The following is a 1394-nucleotide window of genomic DNA, read 5'->3' on the forward strand; positions in this document are numbered from 1 at the left end:
TCCCGGCGCGCGCTCGAAGTGGCCGCCGCGGGCGGGCACCACATGCTGATGATCGGGCCGCCCGGCGCCGGCAAGTCGATGCTGGCCGCGCGGCTGCCGGGCCTCCTGCCGCCGCTGACCGACGACGAGGCGCTGACGTCGGCCGCGCTCCTTTCCGCCAGCCGCATCGGCTTCTCGCCCGCGCAGTGGCGGCGGCGGCCGTTCCGCTCGCCGCATCATTCGTCGAGCGCCGCCGCGCTGGTCGGCGGCCGCAATCCACCGCAGCCGGGCGAGATCACGCTCGCGCACCTCGGCGTGCTGTTTCTCGACGAGCTGCCCGAATTCGACCGGCACGTGCTGGAAATGCTGCGTGAGCCGCTGGAAGTCGGCCGCATCACGATCTCGCGCGCGGCGCAGCAGGCCGATTTCCCCGCCGCGTGCCAGCTGATTGCCGCGATGAATCCGTGCCCGTGCGGCTGGCACGGCGATCCGTCCGGGCGCTGCCGCTGCTCGCCGGACGTCGCCTCACGCTACCTGCGCAAGCTGTCGGGGCCGCTGCTCGACCGGATCGACATCCAGATCGACCTGCCGGCGCTGTCGCCGGCCGAACTCGCCGCGCGTGCGACGGCGCACGGCGAATCGAGCGCCACGGTCGCCGCGCGGGTCGCCCAGGCGCGCGCGCTGCAGTTCGAACGGCAGGGCAAGACGAATCACATGCTGAGCGGTCGCGAGACCGACGACCTGTGCCGCCCGACCGACGACGGCGAGCGGCTGCTGCGCGAGGCCGGCGAGCGCTTCGGCTGGTCGGCGCGCGCGTATTTCCGCGTGCTGAAGGTCGCGCGGACGATCGCCGACCTGGCCGGCGACCCGTTGCCGACGGCCGCGCAGATCGCCGAGGCGATCCGCTACCGGCGCGCGCTCACGGCGCTGTGAGCGCCATCGGAGGACAAAATCCGGCTGTCAAGACTTGACTTATGCACAATTCCGCGAATCTGGCCCCGGATCGCCGCTCGCGCGCGCCTTGTCATCGCGAAATTCCTATCCCATTGTTTCTATTGATTTTTCTCAAAGGGCGCGGCAGTTGCCAAATGTACCGGAAGGCCGTCCGGCGCGGCTTTGCGCGAGATTCGCCCAACTTTTCAACAAAGTTATCCACATGCGCTGTGGATAGGTGAAAAATCCCCGCAAAATCCGGAGATTAGCGTCGAAAGCTGCGAATGAACTTTCAGTTGTCACGGCGTGTCATAGCGCCCTCGCCGGCTGGTGTCAGTCCAGCTTGAACGAGCCGAAAAACTGGTCGAGCTGTTCCTGCGCGAGCGGCCCGTCGGCGATCACGACGGCCTGATACGCATGCCGGCCGCGCGCCACGAGCCGCGCAACGATCGTCTTGTGCGCGTGGTCGCCGCCGCTGGCCG

General features: G+C 68.9%; 1 protein-coding gene. It reads left to right on the forward strand.

Going from position 1 to position 1394, the window contains the following annotated elements; all coding sequences use genetic code 11:
- A partial coding sequence (locus F3J14_RS34930; protein WP_247682368.1) for an ATP-binding protein occupies window positions 1-912 on the forward strand: 912 nt, incomplete at its 5' end.
- Window positions 913-1394 lie beyond the last annotated feature (482 nt).

It is taken from the genome of Burkholderia sp. Tr-862 (assembly GCF_011753085.1).
Classification (GTDB): Bacteria; Pseudomonadota; Gammaproteobacteria; order Burkholderiales; family Burkholderiaceae; genus Burkholderia; species Burkholderia ambifaria.